The organism is Pseudonocardia kongjuensis (assembly GCF_039526905.1).
GTDB classification, from domain to species: domain Bacteria; phylum Actinomycetota; class Actinomycetes; order Mycobacteriales; family Pseudonocardiaceae; genus Pseudonocardia; species Pseudonocardia kongjuensis.
On record NZ_BAAAJK010000004.1, the window covers coordinates 205,287 to 230,654 of the forward strand.

A 25,368-nucleotide genomic window follows, 5' to 3' on the forward strand; every position below is an offset into this window, starting at 1 on the left:
AGCTGCTCGACCGGCTCGGCCTGGCCGAGCCGCGGCGCTCGGCGGCCGGTCGGTCGGCCACCGCGTCGGCCACCGTCTGAGGTTCCCGGCCGTCCGAGGTTCCCGGCGGCGGATCCGGTCCGGGTCCGCCGCCGATCCTCGGGCCGCGCCGGGCCGCCACCGGGCCGGACCGTCCGGGTGCCGGACGGTCTCAGCGGCGGATCGCCGGGTTCCGGTCGCGGTGGGCGAGGAACACCACGGCCCCCGCGGCGACCGCCACCAGCCCGGCCAGCAGCAGCGACCAGCCGACCACCGACGGCGCGTTCGGGTCGGTCGAGACCACCGACGCGTTGAGCTGGGAGACCTCGCCGGGGGCGAAGGTCCAGGTGACCGTCCCGCCGTCGGCCTCGCCGTCGGTCTCCACCACCTCGCCCGGGAAGCTCATCGCCAGCCGGACGTCCGAGCGGTCCACCGGCATCGTCGTCAGGTCGGCCCGCCCGCGCACCGCGATCCGCTCGCCCACCCGGCGCATCTCCAGGTTCGCCCGGGCCGAGGCGGTGCCGCCGAGCGCGGCGAGCTCGGAGACCTCGGGGAAGGTCAGGCCCTCGAACGACGCCCTGGAGCCGACGAACCCGTCCTCGTCGTAGGGCGCGAGATCGACCTTGTCCTCCAGGGCCGGGGGCACGGTGACCTCCGGTCCGCTGCCGTCCGGGGTCGCGATGACGATCGTGCCGTCGACGGTGTCGTCGGGCTGGACGGCCAGCGCGACCTGCACCCGCGCGCAACCGGTCAGGGCGAGCAGGGTGAGCACCGCGAGCAGCACCGCGGCCTTCGTGCGCCGCCGGTGCGGAACGGTGGAGCTGCGGGGGAGCGGCATGCCGGACATCGTGCCACCCGGGGGCGGCCGCCCGGCGTCACGCCGGGTCGTGTCCCGGGTAAGTCGCGGCCGGTGCGGGCGGGGCGAGCGGGAGCTCGCGGCCGAGCACCGCGAACGGGCGCGGGTCGCCGGTGAACAGGTGCTCGCGCAGCACGTCCCGGAAGCCGGCGCGGCGGTAGAGCCGCCACGCCCGGCCGGGGGGCTCCGGGCCGTACTCCGGGGTGGACAGCAGCATCCGGGACCGCCCGGCGTCCCGGGCCAGCGCGCGGAGCAGCGCCTCCCCGATGCCGGCGCCCTGCGTCCTGGGGTGCACGTGCAGCTCGGTCAGCTCGAAGTAGTCGGTCAGCCAGTCCGCGCCGACGCCGTCGGGATCGCCCCGGCGGGCGCGCAGGCCGCGCCGGACCTCCTCGAACCACCACTGGCCGGGCCCGCCCCAGTAGCCGTAGCCGATCCCGCCGAGCCGGTTCCGCTCGTCCACCCAGCCGACCGCGCGCCAGCCGGGCCGGTAGGAGTGCTCCAGCCAGAGCGAGCGGCGCTGCCGGGCGGTCGAGCGCGGGTAGCCCATCGCGGTCACGTACACGTCGATGGCGTCGGTCAGCCGGCCGGCGAAGTCGCTGCGGCTGAGCCCGACCAGGCGTGGCCGGGCCGGCGCGGCGGTCACCGCGGGCCCCACGCGCCGCGGCGGGCCGCGGGGCCGGCGTCCGCAGCGGGACGGGTGGAGGCGCGCATGCACCCATCACATCACGCTCCGAACGGTCCCGCGGCCCGGGTGTGCCGGACCGTGGCCGGACCGTCACCACCGACGACCGGACCACCCGGCCGCCGGACTTGACTGCCGATCGAACACGCGTTCTACTGAAGTACGTCGAACGCGCGTTCGACGTCCGGGCGTCCGGTGCGGGGTGGGGGAAGCATCCCGTCGCCGGGCGACCCGGAACCGATGCCGGGGAGCGGGGGCCGAGGCCCGCTCCGCGGGAAGGGGCGTGGTGGGAGTGGGTGGCTTCTCGCGATTGTTCCGAGCGCGGCAGCCGGCGGCCGTCGACGTGCGCTGGCAGAACGGTGAGCCGGTCGAGTTCCAGCGGCGTCCGTCGCGGCGCGGCGAACGGTTCCTGGTCACCGGGGTGCGCGACCAGTGGGTCGAGGAGTCGCCGTGGCCGTTCCCGTCACCGATGCCGATCGGCGGCGACCGGCTCAGCTGCTGGCGGGTGCAGGCGCGGTCGGTGGAGGAGCCGCTCGAGCCGCCCCGCGAGGTGGTGCTCCGCATGCGGGCCGGGCCGGGGGTCTGGGACCTCGTGCAGGTGAACGACTGACGGATGCCGGTGGGACACGGGATGGAGGTGCCGCGATGAGCACGACGATGGAGCTGGATCTGTGGCCGCCGGCCGCGCCGGATGGTCGCGACCCGGAGCAGGCGGGCCCGGCGGGGGAGCCGGTGACCCGGTCGGACCGGTCGAGCCTGCCGGCCCGGTCGGACCTGCCGGACCTGCCGGACCTGCCGGCCCGGTCGGCCCGGTCGGACCTGCCGGCCCGGTCGGCAAGGTCGGACCGGTCGGCCGGATCGGACGAGCCGGGCCGGCCGGTCGTTCCGGCGCCCCGGGGCGTCTGCCGCGGGGGCGAGCGCGGCACCGGCAGCCGGTCGTCGCGGTCCGCCGGGACCGCCGCCTCTCCGCGGTCCGGCGGGACCGTCGCGTCTCCGCGGTCCGGCGGCTCCACCGTTTCCCCGCGGGCCGCCGCCTCACGTGGCGGTGGTGCGGTCGCCCGCACCCCGCGGGCCGGCGGTGCGGGGTCGCACGGGGGAGCGGGGGCGCCCCCGTCGCGGGATGCGCTGGCGCTGCTCCGCCAGGCCGCCGACCAGCTGGCCGAGGCGCATCGCGATCCGGATCCGATGCGCCGCTATCCCGCCGCCTACCTGGCGGCGCTGCGGGCCGGGGCGGCGGTGCTCGCGATGCGGGCACGGCCGCGGCCGCGGCGGGGAGCGCCGCGGGACGTCTGGCGGCTGCTCGCCGAGGTCGCACCGGAGCTGGAGGAGTGGGCGTCGTTCTTCGCCTCCTGCTCGCGGGTGCGGGCCGCGGCCGAGGCCGGGATCGAGCGGATGGTGGATCGGCGCGGGGCCGACGACCTGCTGCGGCAGGCCGAACAGTTCGTCGGGCGGGTGCAGCAGTTGCTGCCGCGCTGAGCGACGGCCGGGGCGCCGGGCGGCCGCCGGGCCGCGGGATCATAGCGGGCCGCCGGGATCACAGCGGGGCCGCGGGATCACGGCCGGGCCGCCGGACGGCCGGGCGCGGGGTGACCGTCAGGCCGAGGCGTGACCGTCAGGCCGAGGCGGCGGGCCGGTCGCGGGAGGCGCTGCGCAGCACGCGCCCGAGCAGGGAGGTGAACACGGCGGAGATCTCGCGGGCGCCGGGGGTGTCCCAGGCCTGGATCGGCAGGCAGGCGCCCTGCGCCTGCTGTACGGCGGACCGGTCCGGCAGGACGCTGTTGAACACCAGGGGCCCGAACAGCTCGCGGAGCTCGGAGATGCGGAAGTCGTGCTCGGTGTTGCGGGGGCGGACCCGGTTCACCAGCACCCCGAGCGGCTGGAGCCGGTCGTTGGAGCGCTCGCGCTCGGTCTGCACCGCGTCGAAGGCGCGCTGCACCCCGGACACCGAGAACATCGTGGGATCGGTGACCAGGATCGCGCGGTCGGCCGCGGAGAGCGCGCTGCGGGTCAGCTGTCCGAGTGAGGGCGGGCAGTCCACGATCACCAGCCGGTAGCGCTCCTCGGCCAGGCCCCGGGCCTCGTCGGCCGGGTCGGTGATCAGCTCGCCGGCCAGCCGCTGCAGTGCCCGGTCCAGGCGGTGCAGCTGGGCGGCGCCCGGATCCGGATGGTTGTGCCGCTCGGTCTGCTCCGCGCCGACCAGCACGTCGAGTCCCTCGCCCCAGGCCGACGGGGCGATCGCCCGCTCGACGACGGCGCGGCGCGGCTCGTCGAGGACGTCGGCGACCGTGGCGGTGGTGGGCTCGGGATCCAGCGCGGTGGTGGCGTTCGCCTGGGGATCGAGATCGACCACGAGGGTGGACACGCCGTGCCGCTGCGCCGCGCCGGCCAGACCGAGTGCCACCGTGGTCTTACCGACGCCGCCCTTGAGACTCAGAGTGGCGACGACCTGCACCGCTTCAACGTACCGTGTCGTTCCACCGTGGTGTGTCGCGGAGGGTGTCCGGTCCGGCCGCCGCCGGGCCCGGCGCATGCGCGGGTGGCCACCGGTCCGGTGACCACTAGGCTGCCGGCGTGGGATCGCCGACACGGGAGCAGGCCGGAGCAGCGCGCGGTGCCGCCGTGTTCCGGGTGTTGGACAGGGAGATCGAGCGCGTCCGCCGGGGGACCGGCGCCGCTCCCCGGGTGCTGGACGTCGGCGGGGGGAGTGGCACCTGGGCGGTGCCGCTGGCCGCCGCGGGCTGCACCGTCACCGTCGTGGACACCAGCCCGAACGCGCTGGCCACGCTGGCCCGCCGGGCCCGCGAGGCGGCCGTCACCGACCGGATCACCCCGGTGAACGGTGACGTGGACACGCTCGCCGACGTGGCGCCCGCCGACGGCGCGGACCTCGTGCTCGGGCACGGCCTGCTGGAGGTCGTCGACGACCCGGGCCGGGTGCTCACCGCGCTGGCGTCGGCGGCGGCCCCCGGGGGCGGCGTGTCGGTGCTCACCGCAGGCCGCTACGGCGCCTTCATCGGCCGGGTCGCCGCCGGCCGGCTCGCCGAGGCCCGGCAGCTGCTGACCGACCCGGACGGCCGGACCGGCCCGGAGGACCGGCTGCTGCGCCGGTTCGACGCGGCCCTGCTGCGCGAGCTGGCCGCCGGCACCGGCCGGCTGGACGTCGAGGTGCTGCAGGGCGACGGGACCCTGGAGGCCTGGCTGCCCGGCCCCGGACAGGAGGGCGAACCGGCCGGTCGGGACGAGCGTGACGAACTGGACATGCTGGCGTCGGCCGTCCCGGCCCTGGGTGAGGTCGCTCCGCGGTTGCATCTGCTCGCCCGGCGGTTCTGAACCCGGGTCGCGCGGCGTCTTGACGGCATCCTGACGCCCCCCGGACGGCCAGCGGACGGTCGCCCACGGTGACCGTGCCACCACCGTCGACCTGCGGATCCGCCGCCGTCCGGGTGGTCCGGCCGGCACCCGCGTGACCGGCGACACGCCGCGCCGTGCCGCCCGCTCGACGATCAGCCGAGCAGGTTGCCCGGTCCGGGTGGTCGCAGCACGATTCGCCTCGTACTCTTATGTCCAGACGCCCAGGTGGGGCGCCCGTCGTGCCGATCAGGGCCGGGAAGCCCGGATCGGGGCGACCTACCGTCCGATTTCGTGTTCCGGAGGTGAAGGCATGCCGCTCTCCGAGCACGAGCAGCGCCTGCTCGAACAGATCGAACGGGCCCTCTACCAGGAGGACCCGAAGTTCGCCTCTTCTGTGAGCGGCAACCGGATGAGCAAGCCTGCTCGTCGGCGCCGGATCCAGGGGGCCGTCGTCTTCGTGCTGGGCCTCGTCCTGCTCGTGGCCGGGATTCCGTTCCAGGCGCTGTACCTGGGCGACATCCCGGTGCTCAGCGTCGTCGGATTCCTCGCCATGCTGGGCGGTGCACTGCTCGCGGTGACCTCGATCGGCGCCCGCGGTAAGGACGCCGAGGCCGAGGGAGGTGCCGAAGCGCCCAAGGACCCGAAGTCCGGCGGCGAGAACGGTGGCTTCACCGGTCGGATGGAGGAGCGCTTCCGGCGTCGCTTCGAGCAGGAGTGACCCCACCTCCACGTCATCACGGCGGGGCGGGACATCAACGCGATGTCCCGCCCCGCCGTCGTCGTACAGGGCCGAGCCGTATGAGCGGCTGAGTCGTACGCGGAGCTGAGTCGCACGCGGAGCCGAGTCGTACGCGGGCTGACCAGCGGCGCACGTCCCCGGGGCCGGCGGATGGGACCGGCCCGGCCACCGGCCGGGGCGGCCCGGTTCAGTCCCGGGTGGTGGGCACCGGATCGTCCTGGTCGGCAGCGCCGGCCCGGCCCCGCCCGGCCGACGGCATCGAGGGCACCGAGGGCACCACCGACGGCGGCAGCATCCGGGAGCGCAGCGAGCCGCCACCGGCGGCGATCGCGGCCCGCACCTCGTCGACCAGGCCGTCGAGGGTCTCCGGCCCGGGCAGCACGCCGCCGTACCAGCTCGCCTCCACCCGCCCGACCAGCTCGGCCAGCGCCGCGGCCGGACGGCCGGTCAGACCGTGCCGCTCGGTGATCCGCGCGGCGGCCCCGCGGACGGTGTCCTCCGGCGGGACGGGCACCCCGTGGTCCCGGGACGCGGCCAGGATCTCCTCCCAGGCCGCCGCGGCCGCACCCGTCCCACCGGCGCGGGCCAGCCCGGCCCGGCGGACGTACTGCCGTCGCCGCCACAGGCCGGGGGTCAGCACGAGCAGCACCAGACCGGCCACCAGCGCCGCGACGACGACCAGCGTGACCCACGGCGACCCGCCACCGGCGGTCATCGCGGGCTGCCCCTCGTCGGGGGCCGGCGGCTCCGGCGCGGCGTCCCCGCCGTCTGCCGGGGGCGCCGGGGCGGGCTCCGGCGCCGGCTGCTCCTGCGCGGGCACCCCGCCGTCCTGCTCCTGGGCCTGCTGGACGTAGCCGGGTTCGATGGTCTGCCCGTCGGCCAGCGGTGTCGGGTCGAACGTCATCCAGCCGTAGCCGGGGAACCAGGCCTCGACCCAGGCGTGCGCGTTCTCGGTGGAGATCGTCCGGCCGCCCGGCCCGTCGGTGCCCGCGGTGAACCCGACCGCCACCCGGGCCGGCACGTCGACGGCCCGCAGCATCACCGCCATCGCCGAGGCGTACTGCTCGCAGTACCCGGTCCGCCCGACGGTCAGGAAGTCGACCAGGGCGTCGTCGCCGGCACCGGGCGCGGTCGCCAGGCTGTAGGTGAACGGGGAGTCCGGGCCGGTGAAGTGGTTCTCGATCGCCATCGCCCGGTCGAACGGGTTGGTGGCGCCCGCGGTCACGTCCCGCGCGATCTGCACCACCCGCGGATCGACGCCCTCGGTGTCGAGGTAGGCGCGGTCCACGGTGACCGAGCCGGAGGCGCTGCGCAGCTGCTCGGCGGAGGGCTCGGGCAGCCGCATCGACTGCGACCAGCCCTCCTCCTCGCGCGGCCGTTCGCTGTAGGCGATGCCGCCCGAGGCGTCGTAGGCCCAGCCCTCCGGGCCGACGTCGATCGCCGTCGGGTCCCCGAACACCGGCAGCCAGTAGTCGCGGAATCCCAGGTTGTCCACCTGGACCGTCTGCTCGGTGGCGGGCCCCGAGGTGGACGGCGGGAGCGGCCCGGTCAGCGGGATGCCGGGCTGCGGACGGCCGGCGGTCCAGCCCTCCTGCGGGACGTAGGTCTGCAGGGTCAGCGCGCGCAGGTAGGCCGGATCGTCCATGCCGCGGACCCGGAACAGCTCGCGCGGCTCGCTGCGGGTCAGCTGGCCGCGCAGCGAGGTGAACGGGCTCAGCCCGATCGACCCGTCGGCGCCGGCGCCCGCCCCGGCGCCCCCGGCCGCGTCGAACCGCCCGGCGGTGCCGACGGCGGTCGCCGCGGCACCGGCGAGCAGCGCCCCGGCGACCGCGACGGCGACCACCGCGGCACCGGCCGGCGCCTGCCGCAACCGCTCCGGCCGCAGGAGCAGCAGCACGCCGAACCCGGCGGCCGCGGCGACCAGCGACCACCACGGCAGCAGCTCGGACTGCAGCGCGACCGGCACCGCGAACACGACGAGCAGCGGCACCCCGGCCGCGGCGGGCGCGCCGATGGTCACCGCGAGCCCGAACACCGCGATCGTCAGCGCACCGAACCCGAGCGTGACCAGCAGCAGGATCTCCGGCGTCGCGGCGACCGGCGGGAGCCCGGTGTCGATCTGGGCGCCCGCGCCGCCGAGCAGCGCGGCCAGCTCGCCCAGCGCGGCCGGGCCGGGCAGCACGCCGAGCACGCCGCTGCCGGTGAACAGGCCGGTGCCCAGCAGCACCAGCGCGAGGAGCTGACCCGGTGCGGCGAGCGCAGGCCGGACCGCGAGCAGCAGGCCACCGGTGGCGGCGGTCACCGCGACCGCGAGCGCCGCGTACCCGAGCCAGCCGAACCCCTGCACGACGGCGCCGGTGGCCGATCCGGCGAGCAGCACCGCCAGCGCGGACGCCACCGGCCCCAGCAGGGCGCTCCCGGGCGGGGTGGGCGGCCCGCCCGGCGCCGGGGCGGGCGCCGGCGGCGGGAGCGTCGCGGGGGCGCTCACCGGATCCCGCCGGGCGCGGTCTGCGTGCCGCAGGCGTCGGCCCAGGCACGCTGCACGGTCGTCCCGCCGGACACCACGGTGGACTGCCAGCCGGCCCGGCGCAGGGCGGCGGCGGCGAGCGCGGCGGGCCGGCCGGGGGAGGTGCCGGAGGACCAGTCGTCGACGTCGAGCAGGATCGCGTGGCCGCCCCGCGGCCAGGCCGCGACCAGCGCGGTGACGTCCTGCGGTGCGGTGGCACCGAGCACGGCGAGCACACCGTCCGGCTGCCCGGTGCCCGGATCGGGGGCGCCGCCCAGCGCGGCGGTCGCCGACGGCCGGAGCACGGCCAGCGTCTCGAGGCGCTGCGGGACGGCGTCCTCGCCGGAGACCGCGTCCAGGATGCCGCCGCCGTCGTCGAGCCGGGTGCCGGACTCGTCGACCAGGGTGACGGCCTCGCCCCGGCGCAGCAGGTGCACGGCGACGCTGGCGGTGAACTCGACCGCCCACTCCAGGCTGCACCGCGCGCCGTGCCCGCGGTGCGCGGCGTCGCGCCGGTCGAGCAGCAGCGTCACGCCGGTCGGGTCCGGCCGGTCGTCGAGCCGGACCATCAGCTCGTCGCGCCGGGCACTGGAGCGCCAGTGCACCCGTCGCAGCTCGTCGCCCTGCCGGTACGGCCGGATCAGGACGTCCGGGGTGCCCGCGCCCGGCCGGCTGCCGCCCTCGGCGCCCCGCCCGGCCGCGGTGGAGGTCAGCGCGGGCCGCCCGGTGAGCGGGGTGACCCGGGGCAGCACCAGCCAGCGGTCGGCGGCGAGCACGTCGTGCCGGAACTCGGCGAGGCCGAGCGCGTCGGTGCCGCGCCCGCGCAGCGGACCGATCCGGTAGGCGCCGCGGACCGCGGGCCGCAGCGGGTAGCCGACCCGGGCGCCGCGGCGGCCGAGCCGGTGCACGGTGAAGCGCGGGGGATAGCGGTCCGAGGGGCCCGCCGCGTCCGGCACGGTGTCGGCGATCCGGAGCGAGCCCAGCAGCGATCCGCCGGCGATCCGGAGCAGCGCGGTGCCCGCCTCGCCCGCCTGGATCCGGGACGGCTCCAGGGTGCGGGTGACCTGCAGCGTGCGCCGGGACCGGAGCGCGACGAGCAGCGCGAGCAGCGGCAGCAGCACGACGAACGCGCCGACCCGCACCAGGTCGCGCTCGTCGAGGACGACCGCGCAGACGACCATCGCCAGTCCGCCGGCGAGCAGGCTGCGGCCGCGCACCGTCAGCCCGGCGGGCCGCTCCCGGCGGGCGGTGCCGGGCCGGTCGGCGAGCGGGCCGGGGGTCGGGTCCGCGCGCTCGCCGGGGGCGGCGTCGCGGGCGGCGGGCACGGCGGCCTGCCCCACCGGCGGGCGGGCCGGGGCGGACCGGCCGGTCCCGGAGGACACCGTCACGTCAGCTCCGCGGCGGGGAGGGCACCGCGACCCGGCCCAGCGCGCCGCGCACCAGATCGGCGGTCGAACGGCGGGCGGCGACCCCCTCCGGGCCGAGGATCAGCCGGTGCGCCAGCACCGGCACGGCGACCGCCTGGACGTCGTCCGGGATGACGTAGCCGCGCCCGGCGGTGGCCGCCCACGCCCGGGCGGCGCGCAGCAGGTGCAGCGTCGCGCGCGGCGACGCGCCGAGCCGCACCTCGGGCAGCCGCCGGGTCGCGCCGACGATCTCCACGCAGTACCGGCGGACCTCGGCCGCGGTGTGCAGGGCGCGGGTGGTGGCGACCATCGACCGCAGCGTGTGCAGGTCGGTGACCGGCCGCATCCGCTCCAGCGGCTCGTCGGTGCCGTGCTCGTCGAGCATGGCGAGCTCCGCGGCCGGGTCCGGGTAGCCGACGCTGATCCGGATGGTGAACCGGTCGCGCTGGGCCTCGGGCAGCGGGTAGGTGCCGTCCATCTCGACCGGGTTCTGGGTGGCGACGACCATGAACGGGTCGCCGAGCGGGTAGGTGCCGCCGTCGGCGGTGACCTGGTGCTCGGCCATGCACTCGAGCAGCGCGGACTGGGTCTTCGGCGAGGCCCGGTTGATCTCGTCGGCGATCACGACGTTCGCGAAGACCGGGCCGGGCCGGAACTCGAACTCCGAGGTCTGCCGGTTGTAGATCGAGGTGCCGGTGATGTCGCCGGGGAGCAGGTCCGGGGTGAACTGGATGCGGCTCACGGCGCCGTCGACGGAGCGGGCGAGCGCCTTCGCCAGCGAGGTCTTGCCGACGCCGGGCACGTCCTCGACGAGCAGGTGGCCCTCGGCGAGCATCGCGACCAGCGCGAGCCGGATCGCCTCGGGCTTGCCGACGATCACCCGGCCGACGGTTCCGGCGATCCGGCCCGCGACCTCGGCGACCGCGCCGACGTCGAGCTGGTCCGCGCCGTACCCGGGGGTGGCGCCGGTCGGTTCCGTGCGGCGGCCCGGCATCCCGGGCTGCGGGGACGGGACGGACGGCACGGACGGCGCAGAGGGTGCGCTCGAGGACAACGGGCCTCCTCAAGGGATGACGGGGCACGGCCAGTCTGTCAAACGTCGCCCGATCGTGATCGACCGCCGCCGTCCGGCCGCCGGGCTGCGGCCGGACGGTCCATCGGATCCGGCGCGGCACTGCTCCGGACGGCGGTGCGGGCGGGGTCCGGTCGAACGCCGGAGCCGGCTCCCCACCGGCGTCCCCACCGGCCTCCCGCCCGCCGCCCCGCCGGCCTCACACCCGCCGCCCCACCCGCTCCCACCGGCCGCCCCACCACTCCCCACCGGCGTCCCCACCCGCTCCCACCGGCCGCCCCACCGTTCCCCACCGGCTGCCCGCACCGGACCCGTCGCAACCCCTCCGACCTGCGACGACGCCGGTGGGGGAGCGGAGTGCCCGATCCGGCCGCCCGGGGCCTCCACGGCCGCTCCGGGGTCGCGCTACCGGGTGGCTCCCCACCACCCCCCACCGCCTCTCACCTGCGGAAACAGCCGATGAACAGGAGGTGCGGGAATCATCTCGGGTTGACGGTGGGTGGTTGTGGGGTAGTGTGGTGATCGCTGGGGCGAACAGGTGCCCCAGGTGGAGGTGGGGTCGGTGTTCCTCGGCACCTACACCCCGAAGCTGGACGACAAGGGGCGGCTCACGCTGCCCGCGAAATTCCGCGACGAGTTGCGAGGCGGCTGCATGATCACGAAAGGGCAGGACCACTGCCTCTACGTGTTCACCCGTGACGCCTTCACCGAGATGGCACGCAAGATCGCCGCGGCGCCGCTGACCAACGAGTCGGCGCGGGTCTTCCAGCGGAACCTCTTCTCGGGCACCGACGAGCAGAACCCCGACGGCCAGGGCCGGATCGCGATCACGTCCGAGCTGCGCCGGTACGCCGGACTGACCAAGGACTGCGTGGTGATCGGCGCGTTCACGCGCGCCGAGATCTGGGACGCGCAGGCCTGGCAGGAGTACCAGGAGCAGCACGAGAACGAGTTCGCGAAGGCGCAGGAGGAGGTTCTGCCCGGGCTGTTCTGACCCCCGCTGGCGGGCGGGGGAGAGGAACGGCATCGCATGCAACACGACGGACGGCATCACCGTCGCCGTCCCGACCCGGGTGCCGTGATCGGCGGCCCTGGCACACCTTCCCCGGTGCCAGGTCCTCACCGGCACGGCCCCCGGGTGGGGACGGCGCCGGCGCCCACCCCGACTGGGGAGTTCGGGTGGCGGGATGGCGGCCGTTGTCCACAGGCGCATCGCAGGCCGGTTGTGGGAACCGGCGCGAGCGGTGCACCCAGGGACTGGTCCGACCGGTTCCGGCCCGACCGGGCCGGGACCGGAACCGGCAGACCGGACGGCCACGGGGGACGGACGGCACGCACGACTCGGGGGTGGGACGTGGCAGGTACTCCCGACGACGGTGACGGCGCGATCCACGACGGCGCGAACGACCCTGACGGGCCCGCGCCCGGCGAGCGGCACGTCCCGGTCCTCCTCGACCGCGTCAGCGAGCTCCTCGGTCCCGCGCTCGCGGGACCCGGCGCCGTGCACGTGGACGCCACCCTCGGCATGGGCGGCCACGCCGCGGCCCTGCTCGCCGCGTACCCGCAGCTCACCCTGGTCGGCCTCGACCGGGACCCGCAGGCCCTGGAGATCGCGGGCAGGCGGCTCACCGCCTTCGCCGACCGGTTCCGCCCGGTGCACGCCGTGTACGACCGGATCGGCGAGGTGCTCGCCGAGCTCGGTATCGACGGCGTGCAGGGCATCCTGTTCGATCTCGGCGTCTCCTCGCTGCAGCTCGACGAGACCGCCCGCGGGTTCTCCTACTCCCGCGACGCCGATCTCGACATGCGGATGGACCCGACGACCGGGCCGACCGCCGCCGACGTCCTCAACAGCTACTCCGCGCCCGAGCTGCGCCGGATCCTGCGCGAGTACGGCGAGGAGCGGTTCGCCGGGCCGATCGCGAACGCGATCGTGCGCAACCGCGCGACCACCCCGTTCACCCGCAGCGCCGAGCTGGTCGAGCTGCTCTACGCGGTCGTCCCGGCCGCCTCCCGCCGGACCGGCGGGCATCCGGCGAAGCGGACCTTCCAGGCGTTGCGGATCGAGGTGAACGCCGAGCTGGACGCACTGCGCGGCGCGCTGCCCGCCGCCCTCGACGCGCTCGCGCCGGGCGGCCGGATCGTCGTGCTGTCCTACCACTCGCTGGAGGACCGGATGACCAAGCGGGCACTCGCCGAGCGCACCCGGTCGCGCACCCCGCTCGACCTGCCGGTCGAGCTGCCCGGGCACGAGCCGGAGTTCCGGCTGCTGACCCGCGGCTCGGAGACGGCGACCGACACCGAGATCGCGCGCAACCCGCGGGCCGCCCCGGTGCGGCTGCGGGCAGCGGAACGGGTGGCGTCATGACCACCGTCACGACGGACACCACCAGCGGCAGGGCACGGCGGAGAGGCAGGAACCGATGAGCACACCCGTCATCGATCGCCCGGGGACACCCGGCACCCGGCCACGTCCGCAGACCCGCCGGGCGGCGGCGCCGCCCCGGATCCCGGCACAGCGCGGTCCGGGGGAGAACCGGCGCGCCCAGGAGCAGCGCCGCACCCGCGCCGTGGCCAGGGAGAACACCGGCCGCGCGAAGTTCGTGCTGGTCGTGATGGTGCTGCTGGCGGTCGGCCTGATCGCCACGCTGTGGCTGTCCACCGCGGCGGCCGCCGACTCCTACCGGCTGCAGGAGGCGCGGCAGCAGACCGCCGCGCTGACCGAGCGCTCCGAGGCCCTCCGCAAGGAGGTGACGGTGCTGCAGAGCCCCGGCTCGCTGGCCGAGCGCGCCGCCGCCCAGGGCATGGTCCCGGTGTCCGACCCGGCCCGGCTGGTCGTCGGGCCGGACGGGCAGGTCGAGGTGGTCGGCGAGCCCCGGGCCGCGGCACCCGTCGCCCCGCCCGCCCCGCCTGCCCCGGACCCGGCCGCACCCGGTGACCCGGCCGCGCCCGCCGATCCGGCCGCACCGGAGGCGGCCCAGCCGCCGGCCGTGCCCGGCGGCGGCACCTCCGACCCGGAGGCCGAGGGCGGCGACGCGGCCGCCGCGGCCGGCGCCGAGGCCGGTGCCGACATCGACCGGCAGGAGGGAGCCGAGCGCGAGGTCCCGGCCGACGCCCGTGCGGCGGGCGGTCAGGACTGATGACCTACGCACCACCCCGGGGCCGCCGCCCCGGGTACGGCGGTGGGCCGCCCCGCGGCGGCCCGCCCCGGCGCAGGCGTTCGGCCGCCGACGACCCGCGTTTCCGGCTCCGGCTCGCCTGGGTGCTGCTCGCCGCGCTGCTGCTGGTCTCCGGCGCGAAGCTGGTGGTGGTGCAGACCGTCCAGGCCGGCTCGCTGACGGCGGACGCGGAGAAGCAGCGCGCCAGCCGGATCGTCATCCCGGCCGAGCGCGGCTCGATCACCGACCGGGACGGCAACGTCCTCGCGTTCTCCACCGAGTCGAAGGCACTCGTCACCAACCCGAGGCTGATCGACCGGACCCGGGGCGCCGAGGCCGTCGACTACAAGAACGCGATGGCCGACGCGGTCGCCGGGGTCACCGGCGGCGATCCCGAGGAGCTCCGGCGGGCGCTGGCCCGCGACCGCGGCTACATCGTGCTGGCCACCGCGGTCGACCCGGCCCCGGCCCGCGAGCTGCGCGAGCGGTTCCCGGAGATCGCCGAGGAGAGCCGGGAGGCCCGCCAGTACCCCGGCGGGAACCTCGCGTCGAACATCATCGGTGCGGCCACCTGGAGTGCCGACGCCCAGAAGCTGATCGGCCGGATCGGCCTGGAGTCCGCCGACGACGACCTGCTGGCCGGCCGGGACGGCTTCCAGATCGCCGACACCGCCGAGGGCAGCCGCACCGTCATCCCGGGCAGCGTGCGGTCCGAGCAGCCCGCCGTGTCGGGCTCCGACGTGCAGCTCACGATCGACTCGGACCTGCAGTTCCAGGTGCAGCGGATGCTGGCCGGCTACGCCGCCGAGTCCGGTGCCCGCAGCGGCTCGGCGGTCGTGCTGGACCGGGAGACCGGCGAGGTGCTGGCACTGGCCGACAACACCTCGTTCGACCCGGGGAACCTGCTGGAGGCCGACCCGGCGACGCTGGGCAACAAGGGCGTCACCACGCCGTTCGAACCCGGCTCGGTGAACAAGGTGGTCGCGATGGCGGCCGCGCTCGAGGCGGGCGTCGTGCGACCGGAGGACGTGCTGGAGGTCCCCGGTCAGATCCAGGTCGCCGACCGCACCATCCGGGACGCCTGGGCGCACGGCGTCGAGCGCTACACGCTCACCGGCGTGCTGGCGAAGTCGTCGAACGTCGGCACCCTGATGACCGCCCAGAAGGTCGGCGAGGACGCGTTCTCCGACATGCTCACCCGGATGGGGGTCGGGCAGCGGACCGGCGTCGGGCTGCCCGGTGAGAGCGCGGGTTCGGTCCCGCCGCGCGCGACCTGGTCCGGCTCCACCTTCGGCAACCTGCCGATCGGGCAGGGCCTGTCGATGACCGTGCTGCAGATGGCCGGGATGTACCAAGCGATCGCGAACGACGGCCTCCGGGTGCCGCCGCGGGTGGTCGCGGCCACCGAGGGACCGGACGGCGTCCGGGTGCCCACCGAGGCGCCCGAGCCGGTGCGGGTGATGTCCCCGGAGAACGCGCAGACCCTGCGCACGATGCTCACCGCCGTCACCCAGAACGAGCGCGGGCAGGCCGGGACCGGCCCGGCAGCGGCCGTCGCCGGGTACGAGGTGGCGGGCAAGACCGGCACCGCGCAGCAGGTCGACCCGGAGACCGGCGCCTACTCGCGCTCCCAGTACTGGATCACCTTCGCCGGGATGCTCCCGGCGCAGGATCCGCGGTTCGTGGTCGGGATCATGCTCGACGCCCCCCGCGGCGGCACCAGCGCGGCGCCGCTGTTCCACGACATCGCCTCCTACCTGGCCCAGCGGGACCGGATCCCGGTGCAGAGCGAGCCGCCGCGGGTGCAGACCCTGCAGCTGCCGTGAGCGCCGCCCGGGCGGCCGGGACCCGGCCGGCAGCGCCCGGCGGTCCCGGCGGCCGTCCGTCCGCCCGGCCGGCCGCGGCCGTCACGGGATGAGCGGGACGCTGCCCGTCGACCGGCCGGATGCCTGCGCCGGACGGGCGTATCCGGCCTGCCGTCCGGGCCTGCGACGGCGCTCGTCCCGCCGTCCGGCGCGGACCGGCCCGTGAGCGGTCGCGACCCCCGGATCCGGCCGGAGGGCGACCCCCGGCGGTCGGTAACCTCCCGCGCTGTGCCCGACGTCCACGCTGCGTACGCCTCCCCGGCCGGGAACGTCGACACCGGGATCCCGTCGATGAGCGGGCACCCCGGTTCGCTCCCGGACCGCCCGGAGACGGTGCGCCCGGTCGACGTCGCCCTGCTCGGGCGGCTGGCCGGAGCCGAGCTCAACCCGCGCACCGCCGGAGCTGGCCCCGGCCCGCTGCTCGACGCCGCGGCCGGCCCGCACACCGTCACCGGGGTGACGCTGCGCGCCGCGTCGGTGCGGCCCGGCGACCTGTTCGCCGCGCTGCCGGGCGCGCGGGCGCACGGCGCCGACTTCGCCGCGCAGGCGATCGCGGCGGGCGCCGCCGCCGTCCTGACCGATCCGGCGGGCGCCGACCGGCCCGAGATCCGGCACTCCCGGCTGCCCGTCCTGGTGCACCCGGACCCGCGCGAGGTGCTCGGCCCGGTGTCGGCCGCCGTGTACGGCGAGCCGACCGCCCGGCTGCGGGTGCTGGGCGTCACCGGCACCTCGGGCAAGACCACCGTCGGGCACCTGCTGGAGGCCGGACTGGCCGCCGCCGGCCGGGCCAGCGGGCTGCTCGGCACCGTCCGCACCCGGGTGCGGGTGCCCGGGCACGAGCCGCGGGCGCTGCCCAGCGCCTTCACCACGCCGGAGGCCCCGGACCTGCAGGCCCTGTTCGCGGTGATGGTGGAGGCGGGCGTCACCGACGTCGCGATGGAGGTGTCCAGCCACGCGCTGGCACTGGGCCGCGTCGGCGGCACCCGGTTCGCCGCCGGTGCCTTCACCAACCTCTCCCAGGACCACCTGGACTTCCACCCGACGATGGCCGACTACTTCGAGGCCAAGGCCCGGCTGCTCGTCGGCGGTGGGGCCGGTGTGGAGCCGGCCCGGCACGGCGTCGTCTGCATCGACGACGAGTGGGGCCGCCGGCTGGCCGCCCGACGGCCGGAGGCGGTCACCGTCAGCGCGGCCGACGACGGCCCGCACGCCACCTGGACGGTGCGCGATCTCGCCGCCCACCCGGACGGCACCCAGACCTTCACCGCGATCGGCCCCGGCGGCCTCGCCCAGCCGGTGACGCTCGCCCTGCCCGGCCGGTACAACGTGGCGAACGCGCTGGTCGCGCTCGCCTGCCTGGACGCCGACGGGATCCCGCCGCAGGTCACCGCGGAGGGTTTCGCGCAGCTGTCGGTGCCCGGCCGGATGCAGCGGGTGGACGCCGGGCAGCCGTGGCTGGCCGTGGTCGACTACGCGCACAAGCCGGCCGCCGTCGCCGCGCTGCTCGACGCGCTCCGCGCCCAGATCAAGCCGCACGCCCGGGTGCTGACGGTGCTCGGCTGCGGCGGCGACCGGGACACCGGCAAGCGGCCGCTGATGGGGGCCGCCGCGGCGATCCGGTCCGATCTGCTGGTGATCACCGACGACAACCCGCGCAGCGAGGACCCGGCCGCGATCCGGCGGGCGATGCTCGACGGCGCCGCCCACGAGCCCGCCCGGGGGGACGTGATCGAGATCGGCGACCGGCGGAGTGCGATCGTCTACGCCGTGCGCTCGGCCCGCCCCGGCGACGCGGTGGTGATCGCCGGGAAGGGGCACGAGACGGGCCAGGAGGTGCACGGGGTCAAGTACCCGTTCGACGACGCCGACGAGCTGGTCGCCGCGATCCGGGCGGCCTCGTGACGACGTCGGGTGCCATGACAGGAGGACGGACCGAGCCGGTGGAGACGAGCGGGCGATGATCGAGATGACGCTGGCCGAGGTCGCCGCGGTGACCGGCGGCAGGCTGCACCGGCTGACCGAGGCGGATGCCGCGGCGACCACGGTGACCGCGGTCGAGTTCGACTCGCGGGTGGTCGGGCCGGGTGGGCTGTTCCTGGCGCTGCCCGGGGAGCGGGCCGACGGTCACGACTTCGCCGCCGCCGCGGCGGCCCGCGGCGCGAGCGTGCTCGCCGGCCGCGAGGTCGACGCGCCCGCCGTCGTCGTGCCGCCCGCCGCCGCCCGCGACGCGCACACCTACCTGGGCGCGGTCGACCCGGACGGGCACGGCGCGGCGGTGCTCGCCGGGCTCGGCAGGCTCGCCCGGCACGTGCTCGGCGCGCTGCCCGGGCTCGCCGTCGTCGGGGTCACCGGCAGCGCCGGGAAGACCTCCACCAAGGACCTCATCGCGGCGGTGCTGGCGCCGCTGGGCCGCACCGTCGCCCCGCCGGAGTCGTTCAACAACGAGCTCGGCACCCCGTGGACCGCGCTGCGCGCCGACGCCGCGACCCGGCACCTGGTGCTGGAGTTCTCGGCCCGCGGCACCGGGCACATCGCCGCGCTCTGCGCGGTCGCCCCGCCCCGGATCGGGGTGGTGCTCAACGTCGGATCCGCGCACCTGGGCGAGTTCGGCTCGCGGGCCGGGATCGCCCGGGCGAAGGGCGAGCTGGTCGAGGCGCTGCCGCCGGGCGACCTGCCGGGTGACCGCGGCGGCGTCGCCGTGCTGAACGCCGACGACGACGCGGTCGCCGCGATGCGCGACCGCACCTCCGCCCGGGTGGTGCTGTTCGGCCGCTCCGCGGCCGCGGACGTGCGGGCCGAGCAGGTCGTCCTGGACGCCGGGCGGGCGTCGTTCCGGCTGGTCACCCCGGCCGGGTCGGCGCAGGTCCGGCTGCAGCTGGTCGGCGGGCACCAGGTCGCCAACGCGCTGGCCGCGGCGGCCGTCGCGCTGGAGCTGGGCGGTACCCCGGAGCAGGCCGCCGCCGCGCTGTCGGCGGCCACCCCGGCGTCGCGCTGGCGGATGGAGGTCACCGACCGGGCCGACGGCGTCACCGTCGTGAACGACGCCTACAACGCCAACCCGGAGGCGATGGCCGCCGCGATCTCCGCGCTGACCTCGATCGCCGGGACCGACCGCCGGGCCTGGGCGGTGCTCGGCCCGATGGCCGAGATCGGCGACGGCGCGGCCGCGGAGCACGCCGCGGCGGCCCGGCGCGCCCGGGACACCGGCGTGCGCCGGGTGGTCGCGGTCGGCGCCCCCGACTACGGGCCGGACGCCGAGCACGTCGACGACGTCGGGGCCGCGCTGGCCCTGCTGCGCGCCGAGATCGAGCCCGGCGACGTGGTGCTGGTGAAGGCGTCCCGCAGCGCCGGGCTGGAGCGGGTCGCCGCCGGGCTGCTGGCGACCGACGGGCTGGTGCGCCGGTGAGGGGCGTCTTCCTGGCCGCGGGCCTCGCGCTCGCGGTGTCCATCCTGCTGACCCCGTACCTGATCCGGTTCTTCGCCAAGCAGGGCTTCGGCCAGGAGATCCGCGAGGACGGCCCGCAGAGCCACCAGTCCAAGCGCGGCACGCCGACGATGGGCGGCGTCGCGATCCTGATCGCCATCTGGGTCGGCTACCTGGGCTCGCACGCCTTCACCCGGGAACCGATCACCGCGTCCGCGCTGCTGGTGCTGTTCCTGACCACCGCGCTGGGCCTGGTCGGGTTCATCGACGACTTCCTCAAGATCCGCCGCCAGCGCAACCTCGGCCTCAACAAGACGTCGAAGATCGTCGGACAGGTCCTCACCGCGACGATCTTCGGGATCCTGGCCGTCCGGTTCGCCAACGAGCGGAACCTGACCCCGGCCTCGGAGAGCCTGTCGTTCGTCCGGGACATCACCGTGCTGAGCTTCGGCGTGGTCGGGTTCGTGCTGCTGTGCAACCTGATCGTCGCGGCCTGGTCGAACGCGGTGAACCTGACCGACGGGCTGGACGGCCTGGCCGCGGGCACCGCCGCGATGGTGCTCGGCACCTACGTGATCATCGCCTTCTGGCAGTTCCGCAACAGCTGCGCGATCGCCGCGTCCGCCGGCTGCTACGAGGTGCGCGACCCGCTCGACGTCGGCCTGGTCGCCGCGGCCGCGATGGGCGGCTGCATCGGCTTCCTCTGGTGGAACGCCGCACCGGCCCGGATCTTCATGGGCGACACCGGCTCGCTGGCGCTGGGCGGGCTGCTCGCCGGGCTGTCCATCGTGACCCGCACCGAGCTGCTGCTGGTCGTCATCGGTGGGGTGTTCGTGGTCGAGGCGCTGTCGGTGTCGCTGCAGATCCTGGTGTTCCGCACCTCGCGCCGGCGGCTGTTCCGGATGGCGCCGTTCCACCACCACTTCGAGCTGGCCGGCTGGGCCGAGACGACCGTCATCATCCGGTTCTGGCTGCTCGCCGCTATCTGCGCGGCGATGGGGCTGGGGATCTTCTACAGCGAGTGGCTCGCCGCATCGGGTTCGGCGTGAGCGAGCCGGCGGCCGGCGGTCCGGTGCTCGTCGCCGGGGCCGGCGTGTCCGGGCTGGCCGCCGCGGTGGCGCTGCGCGACGCCGGTTCCCCGGTGTTCGTCTCCGACGACCGCCCCGCGGCGCTGGCCGGGCTGCCCGACGGCGTGCGCGCCTGGGCCGGGCCCGGCTTCCCGGACGGCGTGCGCACCGTGGTCACCTCACCCGGCCGGCGCCCGGACCACCCGCTGGTCGCCGAGGCCGCCGCGGCCGGCGCCGAGGTGATCGGCGAGCCGGAGCTGGCCTGGCGGCTCGGCGAGCTGACCGGCAAGCCGCCGGCCTGGCTGGTGGTCACCGGCACCAACGGCAAGACGACCACCACCGAGATGCTCGCCGCCGTCCTGCACACCGCCGGGCTGGACGCGGTCGCCTGCGGCAACATCGGCTATCCCGTGGTGAGCGCGGTCGCCGCGGGCCACGAGGTGCTCGCCGTCGAGCTGTCCAGCTTCCAGCTGCACTGGTCGCCGTCGGTCCGCCCGCTGGCCGGGGTGGTGCTGAACGTCGCCGAGGACCATCTCGACTGGCACGGCGGGGCCGCTGGCTACGCCGCGGCGAAGGCCGCCGCGCTGGTCGGGGACGTCGCCGTCGCCGGGGTGGACGATCCGGTGGCCGCCCGGCTGCTGGCCGCCGCACCGGCGGCGCGGCGGATCGGGGTGACCCTCGACGAGCCGGGCCCCGACCAGCTGGGCGTGTCCGGCGGGATGCTGGTCGATCGCGCGTTCGGCGGCGGGGAGCTGGTCGCCGCCGACGCCGTCGTGCCGCCCGGCCCGCCCGGGATCACCGACGCGCTCGCCGCGGCCGCGCTGGCCAGGGCCTACGGGGTCGGCACCGGGCCGATCGGGCGGGCGCTCGCGTCGTTCACCCCGGGCCCGCACCGCAGCGCCCCCGTCGGGACGCACGCCGGGGTCGACTACCTCGACGACTCGAAGGCCACCAACCCGCACGCGGCCGCGGCGGCGCTGGCCGCGATCGCCGCCCGCCGCCCGGGCGCGCGCACGGTCTGGGTGGTCGGCGGGCTGCTCAAGGGGGTCGCACCGGACGCGCTCGGCGAGCTCGCCGCGGCGCGGGCGGCGCAGCTGGCCGGGATCGTCGTGATCGGGACGGACCGGGCGCCGATCGTCGAGACCCTTGCGCGACACACCCCTGATCTCCCGGTCGTGGAGGTCGGACAGCGTCACGATGGGGTCATGGTGCCCTCCGACCAGCCGGATCCGATGCCCGAGGCGGTCCGGCGGGCGGCCGCGATCGCCCGTCCGGGCGACGTCGTGCTGCTCGCTCCGGCGGCGGCCTCGATGGACCAGTTCCGCGACTACGCGCACCGCGGTGCGGCGTTCGCGGCGGCCGTCGCCGCGCTGGACGGTGGCCGGTGAGCCCGGCGATACCGCGCTCCGGGCCGCGCCGGACCGCGGGTGCGGCCCTGGTCAGCGGGATCCGCGGCGGCTCGCGCCGGTTGCGGCGCTGGCTGCGCCGCCCGCTCACCTCGCTGCACCTGATCCTCGGCGTCTTCGGCCTGCTCACGCTGTTCGGCCTGGTCATGGTGCTGTCGGCGTCCGCGGTGTCGGCCGGCGGCTCGTCGTACTCGGTGTTCACCCGGCAGCTCATGTTCTGCGCGGTCGGCCTGGTGCTGTTCTACGTCGGCCTGCGGGTCCGGCCGGCGACGTTGCGCTCGGCCGCGCCGGTGCTGCTGATCGTCGGCATCGTCGCGCTGGTCGCGGTGCTGATCCCGGGGATCGGCGTGGTCCGCGGCGGCGCCCGCTCCTGGTTCGCGATCGGGCCGGTGTCGCTGCAGCCGTCCGAGGCCATCAAGATCGCGCTGACGCTGTGGGGCGCGCACGTGCTGGTCGCCCGGCGGGCGGTGATGCACCGCTGGAAGCACGCGCTGAACCCGGTCGTCCCGGTCACCCTGCTGGTCTTCACGCTGCTCGTGCTGCAGCCCGACCTGGGCATGACCATCTCGATCGGCATCGTGATGCTGGCGCTGCTCTACTTCGGCGGCGCCCCGGTCAAGCTGCTCGCGCTGATCGCCGGCGGCGGGCTGGCCGGCGCGGTGATCCTCGGGCTGACCGCGGGCTACCGGGCGAGCCGGATCACCGCGTTCCTCTCACCGGCCACCGCCGATCCGCTGGGCCCCGCCTACCAGGCGACGCAGGCGCTCTACGCGCTCGCCGACGGCGGGCTGCTCGGGGTCGGCCTCGGCCAGGGCCGGGCCAAGTGGGACTACCTGCCGAACGCGCACAACGACTTCATCTTCGCGATCATCGGCGAGGAGCTCGGCCTGGTCGGCGCGTTCGCGGTGCTGGCACTGTTCGCGACCCTGGCCTACACCGGGATGCGGATCGCGGCCCGCAACACCGACCCGTGGCTGCGGATCGTCGTGGCGACCTCGACCACCGGCCTGGTGGTCCAGGCCGCCATCAACATCGGATACGTCGTGGGGCTGCTCCCGGTGACCGGGCTGCAGCTGCCGCTGATCTCCTCCGGCGGGACCTCGCTGGTGGTGACCATGTTCCTGTTCGGGCTGCTCACCAACGCCGCCCGGCACGAACCGGAGGCCGTCGCGGCCCTCCGCAAGGACGGGCAGGACCGGGTGGCGAAGCTGCTGCGGCTGCCGTTGCCGGAGCCCTACCGGGCGCCGGGGCCGTCGTCACGGTGGGCGGCACGATGAGAACGCTCCTGCGGGCCGGGAGCAGATGAAGTCGGACGACGCGAGGGGCACGAGAGCGTGACGGGCACGGATCACACCGGCGGTAACCGCGGCACCGGCGGACCCGGCGCGGGCCGGGACGGCCACGGCGCCGACCCGGCCGCCCCGGGCGCCGCCGACGGCCCGCCCCGGCGGCCGACGATGGGACGCCCGGCGCAGACCGGGCCGGTCGAGCCGGACGGAGTGCTGTTCGGACGGCCGGGCCGTCCCGGTCCGTCCCGGCCGTCGCCGGGGGAGCGGCGGACCGTCCGGCTGGAGGTGTCCGGCCCCGAGCGGCGGACCGGCGCCGGCGCGTCCGGCCCGGAACCCGCCGGTCCGACGGCGGCGTTCGAGATCGTCCCGGACGCACCGGAGGCGACCGGGTCCCGGCCGGACGGGGGCGCGGGGGAGCCCGGTGGCCCGGCCGCGCCGCCCGCCGGTGGACCCGCCCCGATGGGCCCGGGCGCCCGGGAGGGGATCGCCGCCCCGGATACCGGCTCCCCGCAGGCGGAGCCCGGGTCCGCGGACCCGGTGGCGCCCGCAGGTGGGCAGGCTGCCGAGGGTTCCGCATCCGGCGCCGCCGAGGGTCCGGCCCACGATTCCGCCGGGAGTGCCGCGTCCGGGGGCGCTGCAGGCGCGGCGTCCGAGCGTGCCGCGGGCTCGGCGTCCGGCGCCGGTTCGGGCAGTGGGACGGGCACCGCGTCGGGCAGTGCGTCGGGCAGTGCGTCGGGCACCGTCGGGGACTCCGCTCCGGGCGCTGCCGGGAGCTCCGTCCCGGGCACCGTCGGGAACTCTGTCTCGGGGTCCGCTGGGAGCTCCGTCCCGGGCTCCGCCGGGAACGCCGTCCCGGGCACCGCCGGGAGCTCGGCCTCGGGCACCGTCGGGAACTCCGACTCGGGCTCTGCTGCGGGCACTGGCGCGGAATCGGCTCCGGGATCTGCTTCTGGATCTGCTTCTGGATCTGCCGACGGCTCCGCGGCGGGCCCTGTGTCGGGCACTGCCGCGGGATCCGGTCCGGGCCCCGCGTCCGGCTCTGCTGCGGGCCCTGCTCCGGGCGCTGCGTCCGACCCAGCCGCAGGCTCCGCTCCGGGTCCTGCGTCCGGCTCCGCCGCGGGCTCTGCCGCGGGCGCTGCTCCGGGCACTGGCAGTGGCACTGGCAGTGGCAGTGGCACTGGCAGTGGCACTGCGCATGGCACTGCTGCGGGCGCTGGTCATGGCACTGCTGCGGGCGCAGCTGATGGCACTGCTGCGGGCGCAGCTGATGGCACTGCTGCGGGCGCAGCTGATGGCACTGCTGCGGGCGCAGCTGATGGCACTGCTGCGGGCGCAGCTGATGGCACTGCCGCGGGCGCAGCTGATGGCACTGCCGCGGGCGCAGCTTCGGGCACCGCGTCCGACGCCGCTGCGGGCACCGCCGCCGGTTCTGCTCCGGGCACCGCTTCGGGCTCGGCTCCCGGTTCTGCTCCGGGGACTGCGTCCGGCTCCGCTCACGGGTCTGCTCCGGGTACCGCCGCCGGCTCCGGTTCGGGTGCCGCGTCGGGCGGGCCGGGGACGCAGCCGCCGGACACCGGGGGCGTCCGCGGCCCCAGCCGGCTGCCGTCCACCGGATGGGACCCGCACACCCACGGCGGCCGGCCGCCGTTCCGGCCGGGCCAGGGGGAGGCCCCCGGCCCGGGTGGCCGGGCCAACGGGAGCCCGCGCAACGGCGTCCCGCGCAACGGCGCCTCCCGCGCCGACGAGCCGGAGCGGCCGGACGGCGCGCGCCCGCCGCGCGGCGACGCCGGGCAGCGGCCCGGCCACCACCAGCCAGGGCCGACCCCGCCCGGTGCGATGCCGCCCGGCGGACTGTTCACGCCGGCCGGACCGCGTGCCCGCGGACCGGAGCGTCCCGGCGCCGGCCGCACCGGACCGCAGGGACCCGGTGCCCCCGGCGGCCCGGGTGCCCCCGGCGGCCCGGGTGCCGCCGGTGCCCCCGGCCGGGCACCGGGGACACCCGGCAACCGGAACCCGGGCCAGCACCCCGCACAGCACCCCGCACAGCATCCCGGGAACGGTCCCGCGTCCCGTACCGACGACCCGGTCGCGACCCGGCCGAGCGGTGCGCCGCAGGACGCCGGCACCCCGCCGGCGGGTAACCCGGTTCCCGGCGGCCGCGACGTCGCCGGGTCGTCCGCGGGCGACCAGCACGGCGCGGGACGCCCCGGCAACGGCACCGGCAACGGGCCGTCCCGCCCGGGCCGGCCGAGCGGCGTCTCCGGGACCGGCCCGCAGAGCGGTGCCGCGCTGTCCGCGTCCGGTCCGCGCGGCGCCGTCCCGCCGGCCGGCCCGGGACCCGGTGCCCGCCCGGGCGGGCAGCAGCCGCCGTCCGCTGGCCCGGTGGGGCACCGTCCGGGCGGCCCGGCGCATCCCGGCCGGTCGGCCGGGATGCCGCAGTCCTTCGACGGTGCGGCACGGCGTGGCGGCCCGCAGCCGCCCGGCCGCCCGCAGCCGCCCGGTGCCCTGCCGTCGCCGGGCGGCCAGCGG

General features: G+C 76.9%; 19 protein-coding genes. 13 read left to right on the top strand and 6 right to left on the bottom strand.

Features of this window, described 5'->3' with window-relative positions; all coding sequences use genetic code 11:
• Nucleotides 1–190: 190 nt before the first annotated feature.
• Both ABD160_RS05140 and ABD160_RS05145 read right to left on the bottom strand, forming a co-directional pair.
• Nucleotides 191–856 carry an LppM family (lipo)protein gene (locus tag ABD160_RS05140; protein ID WP_344018797.1) on the bottom strand — a complete coding sequence of 222 codons (666 nt, stop codon included), beginning with the start codon at nucleotides 854–856 and terminating at the stop codon, nucleotides 191–193.
• Between the two features lie 37 nt (nucleotides 857–893).
• Nucleotides 894–1,517 (bottom strand): GNAT family N-acetyltransferase, encoded by a 624-nt coding sequence (locus ABD160_RS05145; RefSeq protein ID WP_344018800.1) that lies wholly within the window; start codon nucleotides 1,515–1,517, stop codon nucleotides 894–896.
• Between the two features lie 349 nt (nucleotides 1,518–1,866).
• On the opposite strand from ABD160_RS05145, the gene ABD160_RS05150 reads away from it, so the two are divergent.
• A complete protein-coding gene (locus ABD160_RS05150) occupies nucleotides 1,867–2,166 on the top strand; it encodes a hypothetical protein (RefSeq protein ID WP_344018803.1) in 300 nt (99 codons plus the stop codon).
• 35 nt (nucleotides 2,167–2,201) lie between these two features.
• Nucleotides 2,202–3,032 carry an SAV_6107 family HEPN domain-containing protein gene (locus ABD160_RS05155; RefSeq protein ID WP_344018805.1) on the top strand — a complete coding sequence of 277 codons (831 nt, stop codon included), beginning with the start codon at nucleotides 2,202–2,204 and terminating at the stop codon, nucleotides 3,030–3,032.
• Between the two features lie 136 nt (nucleotides 3,033–3,168).
• On the opposite strand, the gene ABD160_RS05160 is transcribed toward ABD160_RS05155, so the two are convergent.
• Nucleotides 3,169–4,008 carry a ParA family protein gene (locus ABD160_RS05160; RefSeq protein WP_344018807.1) on the bottom strand — a complete coding sequence of 280 codons (840 nt, stop codon included), beginning with the start codon at nucleotides 4,006–4,008 and terminating at the stop codon, nucleotides 3,169–3,171.
• A 119-nt stretch (nucleotides 4,009–4,127) separates the two neighbouring features.
• Between ABD160_RS05160 and ABD160_RS05165 the strand changes: the two genes are divergently transcribed.
• Both ABD160_RS05165 and ABD160_RS05170 read left to right on the top strand, forming a co-directional pair.
• The gene (locus tag ABD160_RS05165; protein ID WP_344018810.1) at nucleotides 4,128–4,886 is read left to right on the top strand and encodes a class I SAM-dependent methyltransferase; all 759 of its coding nucleotides are present in this window, start codon (nucleotides 4,128–4,130) and stop codon (nucleotides 4,884–4,886) included.
• Between the two features lie 331 nt (nucleotides 4,887–5,217).
• Entirely contained in the window at nucleotides 5,218–5,625 is a 408-nt protein-coding gene (locus ABD160_RS05170; RefSeq protein ID WP_344018813.1) for a DUF3040 domain-containing protein, read from the top strand.
• A 208-nt stretch (nucleotides 5,626–5,833) separates the two neighbouring features.
• Here ABD160_RS05170 and ABD160_RS05175 read toward each other — a convergent pair whose 3' ends face one another.
• Genes ABD160_RS05175 through ABD160_RS05185 form a run of 3 tightly spaced genes read right to left on the bottom strand, consistent with a single transcriptional unit; the run spans nucleotide 5,834 to nucleotide 10,552 of the window.
• A complete protein-coding gene (locus ABD160_RS05175) occupies nucleotides 5,834–8,134 on the bottom strand; it encodes a transglutaminase TgpA family protein (RefSeq protein WP_344018815.1) in 2,301 nt (766 codons plus the stop codon).
• A complete protein-coding gene (locus tag ABD160_RS05180) occupies nucleotides 8,131–9,540 on the bottom strand; it encodes a DUF58 domain-containing protein (protein WP_344018817.1) in 1,410 nt (469 codons plus the stop codon). The genes ABD160_RS05175 and ABD160_RS05180 overlap by 4 nt, the downstream gene beginning before the upstream one ends.
• 1 nt (nucleotide 9,541) lies before the next feature.
• Nucleotides 9,542–10,552 (bottom strand): AAA family ATPase, encoded by a 1,011-nt coding sequence (locus ABD160_RS05185; RefSeq protein ID WP_425563584.1) that lies wholly within the window; start codon nucleotides 10,550–10,552, stop codon nucleotides 9,542–9,544.
• Nucleotides 10,553–11,192: 640 nt separating this feature from the next.
• On the opposite strand from ABD160_RS05185, the gene mraZ reads away from it, so the two are divergent.
• The 9 genes from mraZ (at nucleotide 11,193) to ftsW (ending at nucleotide 22,827) form a co-directional block, all read left to right on the top strand.
• Nucleotides 11,193–11,624: a division/cell wall cluster transcriptional repressor MraZ gene (mraZ, locus tag ABD160_RS05190; protein ID WP_344019334.1), complete on the top strand. Its 432-nt coding sequence runs from the start codon at nucleotides 11,193–11,195 to the stop codon at nucleotides 11,622–11,624.
• Between the two features lie 393 nt (nucleotides 11,625–12,017).
• Complete coding sequence (gene rsmH / locus ABD160_RS05195) at nucleotides 12,018–12,998, top strand: 16S rRNA (cytosine(1402)-N(4))-methyltransferase RsmH (RefSeq protein ID WP_344019336.1); 981 nt, start codon at nucleotides 12,018–12,020, stop codon at nucleotides 12,996–12,998.
• Nucleotides 12,999–13,053: 55 nt separating this feature from the next.
• The gene (gene ftsL, locus ABD160_RS05200; protein ID WP_344018822.1) at nucleotides 13,054–13,770 is read left to right on the top strand and encodes a cell division protein FtsL; all 717 of its coding nucleotides are present in this window, start codon (nucleotides 13,054–13,056) and stop codon (nucleotides 13,768–13,770) included.
• Nucleotides 13,770–15,614 (top strand): peptidoglycan D,D-transpeptidase FtsI family protein, encoded by a 1,845-nt coding sequence (locus tag ABD160_RS05205; RefSeq protein ID WP_344018824.1) that lies wholly within the window; start codon nucleotides 13,770–13,772, stop codon nucleotides 15,612–15,614. Before ftsL ends, ABD160_RS05205 begins: the two co-directional genes overlap by 1 nt.
• 330 nt (nucleotides 15,615–15,944) lie before the next feature.
• Nucleotides 15,945–17,555, top strand: a complete 1,611-nt coding sequence (locus ABD160_RS05210) for a UDP-N-acetylmuramoyl-L-alanyl-D-glutamate--2,6-diaminopimelate ligase (protein ID WP_344019338.1) — start codon at nucleotides 15,945–15,947, stop codon at nucleotides 17,553–17,555.
• 55 nt (nucleotides 17,556–17,610) lie between these two features.
• On the top strand, nucleotides 17,611–19,059 hold the full coding sequence (locus tag ABD160_RS05215) for a UDP-N-acetylmuramoyl-tripeptide--D-alanyl-D-alanine ligase (RefSeq protein WP_344018826.1): 1,449 nt from the start codon (nucleotides 17,611–17,613) through the stop codon (nucleotides 19,057–19,059).
• Complete coding sequence (gene mraY / locus ABD160_RS05220) at nucleotides 19,056–20,126, top strand: phospho-N-acetylmuramoyl-pentapeptide-transferase (RefSeq protein WP_344018828.1); 1,071 nt, start codon at nucleotides 19,056–19,058, stop codon at nucleotides 20,124–20,126. The genes ABD160_RS05215 and mraY overlap by 4 nt, the downstream gene beginning before the upstream one ends.
• A complete protein-coding gene (murD, locus tag ABD160_RS05225) occupies nucleotides 20,123–21,532 on the top strand; it encodes a UDP-N-acetylmuramoyl-L-alanine--D-glutamate ligase (protein WP_344018830.1) in 1,410 nt (469 codons plus the stop codon). Before mraY ends, murD begins: the two co-directional genes overlap by 4 nt.
• Nucleotides 21,529–22,827 (top strand): putative lipid II flippase FtsW, encoded by a 1,299-nt coding sequence (ftsW, locus tag ABD160_RS05230; protein WP_344018833.1) that lies wholly within the window; start codon nucleotides 21,529–21,531, stop codon nucleotides 22,825–22,827. The genes murD and ftsW overlap by 4 nt, the downstream gene beginning before the upstream one ends.
• Nucleotides 22,828–25,368 lie beyond the last annotated feature (2,541 nt).